At 59.6% G+C, this 7,732-nt stretch carries 7 protein-coding genes; 3 read left to right on the top strand and 4 right to left on the bottom strand.

Features of this window, described 5'->3' with window-relative positions; all coding sequences use genetic code 11:
• Positions 1–672 precede the first annotated feature (672 nt).
• Positions 673–2,052 carry a PEP-CTERM sorting domain-containing protein gene (locus VGN12_04545; GenBank protein ID HEY4308704.1) on the top strand — a complete coding sequence of 460 codons (1,380 nt, stop codon included), beginning with the start codon at positions 673–675 and terminating at the stop codon, positions 2,050–2,052.
• 247 nt (positions 2,053–2,299) lie between these two features.
• Here the strand turns inward: VGN12_04545 and VGN12_04540 are convergent, their stop codons facing one another.
• Together VGN12_04540 and VGN12_04535 are read right to left on the bottom strand one after the other, a co-directional pair.
• Positions 2,300–2,728, bottom strand: coding sequence for an Rrf2 family transcriptional regulator (locus tag VGN12_04540; GenBank protein HEY4308703.1), 429 nt, complete (start codon positions 2,726–2,728; stop codon positions 2,300–2,302).
• Positions 2,729–2,756: 28 nt separating this feature from the next.
• Entirely contained in the window at positions 2,757–3,536 is a 780-nt protein-coding gene (locus VGN12_04535; GenBank protein HEY4308702.1) for a phosphoadenylyl-sulfate reductase, read from the bottom strand.
• Positions 3,537–3,922: 386 nt separating this feature from the next.
• Between VGN12_04535 and VGN12_04530 the strand changes: the two genes are divergently transcribed.
• A complete protein-coding gene (locus VGN12_04530; protein HEY4308701.1) occupies positions 3,923–5,416 on the top strand; it encodes a rhamnulokinase family protein in 1,494 nt (497 codons plus the stop codon).
• Between the two features lie 34 nt (positions 5,417–5,450).
• On the opposite strand, the gene VGN12_04525 is transcribed toward VGN12_04530, so the two are convergent.
• The gene (locus VGN12_04525) at positions 5,451–5,777 is read right to left on the bottom strand and encodes a hypothetical protein (GenBank protein ID HEY4308700.1); all 327 of its coding nucleotides are present in this window, start codon (positions 5,775–5,777) and stop codon (positions 5,451–5,453) included.
• A gap of 343 nt (positions 5,778–6,120) precedes the next feature.
• Here VGN12_04525 and VGN12_04520 point away from each other — a divergent pair, with 343 nt between their 5' ends.
• Positions 6,121–7,164, top strand: a complete 1,044-nt coding sequence (locus tag VGN12_04520; GenBank protein HEY4308699.1) for a Gfo/Idh/MocA family oxidoreductase — start codon at positions 6,121–6,123, stop codon at positions 7,162–7,164.
• Between the two features lie 18 nt (positions 7,165–7,182).
• Here VGN12_04520 and VGN12_04515 read toward each other — a convergent pair whose 3' ends face one another.
• Positions 7,183–7,581 carry a hypothetical protein gene (locus VGN12_04515; GenBank protein ID HEY4308698.1) on the bottom strand — a complete coding sequence of 133 codons (399 nt, stop codon included), beginning with the start codon at positions 7,579–7,581 and terminating at the stop codon, positions 7,183–7,185.
• Positions 7,582–7,732: the final 151 nt, after the last annotated feature.

Genomic DNA, 7,732 nt, shown 5'->3' with positions numbered 1-7,732 from the left:
CTACTGCCGCTGCGTGGCAACGATCGCGCCGAGTGATTGAATCTTTCGTGCACTCGGCGGATTCCATCCTGCACGCGGTGAGGGAAGGATCGGTTTGCGGGTCCTGCGATCTTTAAACCGCGCGAGATCGATGCATCGCGCAGTCCAGGTCCTCGGGACGGGCGACAGGGCAAGAACTAGACCACTTTGCCGCCGAACGTCGTTAACAATCCAACGGCCCTCAGGCCGAAATCGGCTAAGCACGACTATGCCACAATCGCTGGCCTAATTTCTAGAGGAAAAAAGAGAAGTTAGTAGTCGGTAGTTGGTAGCTAGTAGTTGGAACGAAGAGGCAAGCGCGAGAGTTACTGACTACTAGTTACTACCTACTGATTCCTAGTTGCCAGCTACTAATGTATTTTTCTTGACGCTTGATGCGAAAAACGATAGCCTTACCAAGCGAGTCGGCGATCCTATCGCATTTTGTCGTCGACACAGCCAACTCTCAGCTGCGGAACAGCTAACGAAGGCATCTCTAAAAGCGGGTATCTGCGTCGTCCTTGCGCGGGCGCGCCTCTCACACTCGCGATGCGATAGAGCATTTCTTTCATTCTTTTGTTTCGCTCTCTCGACCTCGCGTTGCAGGATTCATGCGTTCATTTCGTTTTCATCATTCGTTTCGGGAGCAGAGCAATGTTTTATCGAGGCATCTTTTCCTTGGCGCTCTTCCTTTTAGCGGCAAGTTCGCAATCCACGGCCCATGCGATCGAGCTGGTTGTCATGAACACCGACGCCGCCACAGTTCCTGGAGCCAAGGTTTACACCGTCGGCGTAGAAGTTACCCAGGCTGACGTGTCGGCTGCACTTGCCACCAAAAGTGGCGGTGACACTCCTCTTCTCGTGCAAGAGGTCGATTTTGTCGGCAACGTTCTGAATTCGCAGCAGACGACACCATTTAATTATCAGAGTTTGCAGACGATCCAGTCCCAGTACATTGATAACGCCGCCTACAACAATCCCGTTCCGCCCGGATCGGCTTCTGGGCCTCCTATGAATCTTAGCGCAGCGGGAGACAACGCCTTGTACGCATCGAGCTGGTGGTATGTCAGCGACAGCGGTCAACTCGGGGGGGTCAACGACTCAAGTGGCAACACAGGCGTAATTACCGCGAATCCAGCCGCGGATGGCAGCGGCGTTTATACGATAGGCCCGACAAGTAATGTCGGATCAACCGGTTTAGATTGGATCGCTTATCCGCAAAGCGATCCCGGCACCCCAGGAATGACGATGACCGGGGTGATCTACGGTAGTCATTCGTCGTCAGGTCTTTTCGTCGGCGATTTATCCGAATCGCCCGTGAGTGATCAGTTTGTCAATGGCGTGCTGACCGTCCCTTTGGCTCAAGTGGTAACGAATGGAAACCTGAGCTTTGATTTTGGGACTACACCGAATTCTAGCGATCCGAATGTGACATACGCCAACAACTTTCTTGGCGTTGGCGGATATTACGCGACGAACTTCATGGGTGGTAACTGGCTGGTAGATCCGCACGCCGTGCTCGATTACAGCACGAACACGATTCATTCTTTGCTCGCGGGCGGGGGTGGATTGTCGACCGTCGGTGGCATGCAAGTTAGTCCTGCCATGATCGTTACGAATGGCGATCTGACGAGCACCTACACCGCGACTTCGGCGACGAATCTCGCTCAAACCATTGGCCCCGCCGCGGCGGGGCAGATCAATTTCGCCCTGGCCGGTTCGACGGTGCAGGCGTGGGAGGTGCAATACACCGGCACGTTGCAGGGTACGAACACGGTTGTCTTCCACTACGATCCGACGTTAATTGGCAACACGCCTGAATCGGAGTTGCGGATCGAGCATTTCGTCAACGGCGCGTGGGCCGTGCCGGCCGGTGAAGTGGTCGATACCGTGGCCCATACGATCACGTTGCAAGCGGACAGCTTTTCGCCGTTTGTGCTGTCGCAAGTCCCGGAGCCATCGAGTGTGGTCTTGATATGCGCTGGTGCGATCGCGGTTGGAATCAGTTGGCGATTGCGGCGTAAGAAATGCTAAGCGAAAAGGGCTGAGTGATGAGCGGGGATTGCTAATCGTCGCTCATCACTTCGCGCAGCTGCACTGGCATCGAAGTGTATTCGATGCCGGTTGGTGCGCCGACAAGACAAATCCGTGCGTCGCGGACGCACCCTACAGAATCTACGAAATGCGTGCGCTACGCATGGGCGAGAAAAGATCCCTCGCTGGCGATGCGGGCTGGTACGTTTGCACCATCCTTCACCGCCTTCTGCCGACGGACCGCCCGCTAGATGTAATACATGTTTTCCGCCTGATGGCGGGCGCGGTCGACGAGCTGGTCGAAGGTGATGGTTTCCAGCATTTTGCGCTGCACGGTGGCGACTTCGCGCCAGGCCGATTCGAGGACCTTGCCCACCACTGAGCCGGGGGCGGCGCTCGTGGTGACTTCCTCGTCCGGACCTTCGGTGGCGTTCATCACCTCGGCCAGCGTGATGTGCTCAGGCGACTTGGCGAGTTGATATCCGCCCAAGGCACCGCGAGTGCTGATGACCAGGCCGGCCCCTTTCAGTTGCAACAGTATCTGCACGAGGAAGCGAGAGGGGATGCCGTGCTCTTCGGCGATCTTACGAATGCGCACCGGCTCGCCTGTCGGGTAGCTCGCGGCGAGCTCCAGCATGGCGATACAGGCGTATTCGGTTTTCGCAGAGACTTTCACAGGTGTCAGCCGGTGGTGCGCGCTTGCTTCAATCCGAGGTATGCAGTCCGCATTCGACTTTGGCCGTCCCGCTCCAACGGCCGGCACGTTCGTCCTCGCCGAACATCACGGCCCGCGTGCAGGGCCAGCAACCGATGCTGGTGTAGCCTTGATCATGCAGCGGGTTGTACGGAACGTTCTGTTCGGTGATCAGCTTCCAGACGTCTTTCTTGTTCCAATTCGCGAGCGGGCTGACTTTGACGAGGCCGAACTTTTTATCCCAGCCGACGATCGGCGCGCCGGCACGGTCACTGCTTTGGTCGCGGCGAATCCCGCTCATCCAGGCGTTCATGCCGACGGCAGCCTGCCGCAGCACGGTCACCTTGCGGTCAAAGCAGCACTTGTCGGGATTTTCCTTGTACAACGGGCCGCCGTTCAGCGCTTCGTACTCTTGGATCGTCGTGCTCGCGCTTTTGTATTCCACGGCAATGCCGTAGCGCTCGAGAATCCGCTCGCGCAGGGCCAACGTCTCGGGAAACTGGTAACCAGTTTCGAGATTGAAGACCGGCGTGCGCGGCTCGATTTCCGCCAAGTAATGAATAATGACACATCCTTCGGGGCCGAAGGCCGTGGCCATCGTCAACTTCGGAAAATACTTCTCCACAGCCCAGGCAATGATCTCGCGCGGAGAGGCCTCTTCGAGCTGCCGGCTGTATTGGCTAAGCTGCTCGAGGAACTCGGGCGAGGGGAGGGGAGGGCGGCCATCGGCGCTAGCACCGCCAGTCGAAGTTGGTGCGGCCGAAACGATGGGCGTGGAAACTCCCGGCATTGCAGGTCTGTTCATTTCCGCGGGACCATTCTCGGTTGCCCGACCAGAAAGCGAAAAGCCAGCCGGGAATTCAGGGAAGTGGACAATCATAGGAATGTTGCCTAACTAAGTCAACTATAGGCGCCTCTGCTACTTAATCGACCGGCATAATCGGAAACTTCAGCCCAGCCGAGAGGAGCTGGCAGACCGGGGGTGGTCTTCGACCACGATATCCAGGCGTTTAAGCGTCGGAATTCGCGGGAAAACTTGACGGCCAAAATCGAACTCGTCACGATCGCGTCACGGCCCAGCGAAACGATTTCCCAGCGATCGCAGGGCAGGGGGGCTATCGGGCGCGCGGCCGGCGATGCTGTGGGACGTTCAATTTTCTATAGGTGCTGATCGATATGGCGGAAGAAGTCTATCTGGCGGTTGATATGGGGGCCTCGGGGGGCCGCGTGCTGGCCGGATTGTTGGACGGTCGGCGGTTGCGCCTGGAAGAGGTTCACCGCTTTGAAAACGGCGCCATCGCCGCCGCCGGAGGGTTGTATTGGGACGTGCTCGGATTGTGGGGTCAGATCACGCACGGCCTGCGCGCGGCGGGGGCGAAGTACGGCGATCGGGTTAAAAGTGTTGGCGTCGATACGTGGGGAGTGGATTTCGCGCTGCTGGGGCGCGGCGACGTGCTGCTAGAGAATCCGCATTCGTATCGCGATCCGCGCGCGGACGGAATGTTGAAGCGCGCGCTCGCGCATGTGCCGCGCGAAGAAATCTTCGCCAAGACCGGTGCCCAATTTCTCGAGATCAACACGCTGTACCAACTGCTGGCGCTTAGTGAGCAGAATTCACCGCTGTTGGAGATGGCCGAATCGTTCTTGATGATGCCGGACTTGTTTCATTGGCTGCTAACAGGCGTAAAGGCCAACGAATATACCAACGCCACGACCACGCAATTCTATAACCCCGTGAAGCGCCGCTGGGCGACCGGACTGCTGGGGCAACTAGGCGTGCCATCGCATTTTCTGGGCGAGATCGCCGACCCCGGTACGAACCTGGGCAAGCTGCGACCGCAGGTGGCCGCGGACACGGGGCTGGCCAATGCATCGGTGGTGTTGCCTGGCACCCACGATACGGCCAGTGCCGTGATGGCGGTGCCAGCGCGCGGCACGCCGTGCGACAAACCGGACTGGTGCTACATCAGCTCGGGCACGTGGTCGTTGATGGGAGCGGAACTACCGAATCCCGTCGTGACGGAAAAGTGCATGCAACTGTCGTTCACCAACGAAGGGGGCGTCGGGCATCGCACGCGACTGTTGAAGAATATTGTCGGATTGTGGCTCGTCCAGGAATGTCGGCGGATCTGGAAGCTGGCGGGCAAGACGTTCAGTTGGGATGACCTCACTGGTATGGCCGCCGCGGCACCGCAACTGGCATCACTGGTAAATCCTGACGACGCGACGCTGATGGCCCCGCGTGATATGCCGGCCGCGATTCGCGAGCTTTGCAAACGTACGGGCCAAAGCGTACCGCAGGACGAAGGGGCCGTGATTCGTACGACGATCGAGAGCCTTGCACTGCGTTATCGGCAGGTGCTGGTTTCGCTCGAAGAATTGACCGGCGGGCAGGTGAAGACGATTCATGTTGTCGGCGGTGGGACGCAGAACCGGCAATTGTGCCAGGCCACGGCCGACGCTTGCCAGCGCCCCGTGGTGGCCGGCCCGGTCGAGGCGACGGCGATTGGCAACGTCATGGCCCAGGCGGTGGCGGCAGGCGCGGTCGGTTCGATCGAAGAGGCACGCGAAGTGGTGCGCGAGAGCTTCCCGGTCGAGCAATACGAACCGCGCGAAGGGGGCGCCTGGGCCGATGCAGCGGGCCGCTTCGAGGCGATCACTCGCGCATGATTGAGGTGCGAGAATTCGCGACGCCCCCTATCGGTCAGGTTCGTTCTTGCGATTTCGCGAGCGCCCAGCCTAGCGCGCTTCCCAAGATAACGCTCATGCCCAGCGCGCAAATCCAGAGCATGATGATGTCAACGTTTTCCTTATCGCCTAACTGCTCGCCCAAAAGACGTGAGAGCCGCGATCGAAAGGTGTAACGCCCTTCAGAGAGGGCGACGCCGAGAAGTAGAACCACCACGATGTTGATCGCACAAAATGCCCCGGCAGTCACGGCCGAAAATCGCGAGACGGCCACGGCCACGCCAATAAGCAGCAGAATCGTGCTAAGCACTCCGGCGATGACGAAAAATGCGCCGGCTTTCATGAGGGAGACGAGGAGTGCCGCAACGGCCATAGCCACAAACAGGGTGCGCAGCGAGAACCCCCGGCGTGGCACGGGAGCGGGTGGGATTCGCGGATACACGTCCATCACGTCCACCAAGCCAATTGACAGTTGTCAAAGCATCCATGCCTGCCGGATCGTGCTCGAGGTATTTATACCACGAACCGGCATAACCCGGGCTCAATCATGCCATGGCCACGGCCGGAAATCACGATCCGGGGGCTTCTCTCGGCGGGGTGGGATGAGCCGTCGCTGACGGCATGCTATAACCAGCGATCCCCAGGCGGATGCGGCATCCTTGATTTACCCCTGAGAGAGTTTTGGCATGTTGAACGTCGGCATCGTCGGCATCGGTTTCATGGGGATGATCCATTACCTGGCCTACAAGCAGGTGCGCGGTGCGCGGGTGTCGGCCGTGGTGTCGCGCGAGCGGCGCAAGCTGGCCGGAGATTGGCGCGGCATCCAGGGGAATTTTGGTCCGCCCGGTACGCAAATGGATTTGCGCGGCGTGGCCGGATATCTCGACTGGCGACAATTGATCGACGATCCGGCGATCGACCTGGTCGACATCTGCCTGCCGCCGGCAATGCACGCCGAAGTGGCGCTCGCGGCGCTCGCCGCGGGCAAGCACGTGCTGTGCGAGAAGCCGATCGCGCTCTCGGCGCCGGATGCCGCGAAGATGGTGCGCGCGGCGGAGAAAGCGCGGCGGCAATTGTTGATCGGACATGTTTTGCCCTTCATGCCGGAGTACGCCTTCGCTTACGAGGCGATCACCAGCGGCAAGTTCGGCAAGCTGCTGGGCGGATATTTTAAACGCGTGATCGCGGACCCGTTGTGGATCAAGGATTTTTATGATCCTCAGAAGGTCGGCGGGCCGGTCGTCGACTTGCACATTCACGACGCGCATTTCATTCGCCTGGTGTGTGGCATGCCGTCGGCGGTGTTCAGCACCGGTCGGATGCGCGGTGAAACGGTCGAGTTCATCGACACTCAGTTTCTCTATCCCGGCAAGCGCTTGGCCGTAGCGGCAACGAGCGGCGTCATCAACCAACAAGGGCGCAGCTTTACGCACGCTTACGAAATTTATCTGGAACGGGCGACGCTGCTGTTCGATGCGGCCGTGTTCGGTGGCGTCGGTGCGACTTCAACGCCGCTGGCGCTGTTGACCAGCGACGGGCGTGTGAAGCGTCCGAAGTTGAAAGCGGTCGATGCGTTCGCGCTCGAGTTGCGCGAAGCGGTGCGCGCGGCGAGTGAGAATCGTCCGTCGCCGCTCTTGTCTGGCGCGCTTGCACGCGACGCGCTGGCGATCTGCCAGGCCGAAACGGCGTCGGTGCGGACAGGGCGGATCGTCAAGGTGCCGGCTAAGTAGTCCGACGACGCTAACGATTTAGTCGGGATTGACTGGCCGAGGGCGGCGCAACCAATCGACGGCCGCGGCGATCGGATAAAGCAGCGCGGCCACGCAACCGCCGACGACCAAAAGTACGACAGGCAATACGACTGTCATCAAGAAGGTCGCCATCGGAAAGCGGATCGCGACCGCTGCGATTGCCGTCGTAACCATCAGGCCAAGCAGGCCGAATCGCGCGATCGATCGGTGCCCGGCCGAGGCAATTTGCTTTCGGCGGCGGATGCGAATTCCCGCGACGACCAACGCCAGGGGGATGAACAGGAGCGAAGCGGCGCCGATCAGCAATGCGCGATGTAGCGCTTCGATCCTGGGCCGAGGCAGCGGTAACGTGCTAAGGATTGAACCCATGTACCAGGTGCCCACGATAGTCGCCAATACTAGCGAGCCTGCTGCGACGAATAGACCCACGCAAAACAGGCGGCGTATCGAGTCTGCCTGTTGCATCTCGTTTCACCCTGGTTCGTTCCCGATCGCGAGGTGACGACCGTCGTGCGGTCATGCGCCGAGCGTTATTTTCGCTGACTGT

This window comes from Pirellulales bacterium, assembly GCA_036499395.1.
GTDB lineage: Bacteria > Planctomycetota > Planctomycetia > Pirellulales > JACPPG01 > JACPPG01.
Note: the sequence above shows the minus strand (reverse complement) of the source record. Positions and strands in the feature narration are given on the sequence as shown.

Coding starts and splice junctions, on each gene's coding strand:
- VGN12_04545 (HEY4308704.1), top strand. CDS start 673: ATGTTTTATCGAGGCATCTTTTCCTTGGCGCTCTTCCTTTTAGCGGCA.
- VGN12_04535 (HEY4308702.1), bottom strand. CDS start 3,536: ATGCCGGGAGTTTCCACGCCCATCGTTTCGGCCGCACCAACTTCGACT.
- VGN12_04530 (HEY4308701.1), top strand. CDS start 3,923: ATGGCGGAAGAAGTCTATCTGGCGGTTGATATGGGGGCCTCGGGGGGC.
- VGN12_04525 (HEY4308700.1), bottom strand. CDS start 5,777: ATGAAAGCCGGCGCATTTTTCGTCATCGCCGGAGTGCTTAGCACGATT.
- VGN12_04520 (HEY4308699.1), top strand. CDS start 6,121: ATGTTGAACGTCGGCATCGTCGGCATCGGTTTCATGGGGATGATCCAT.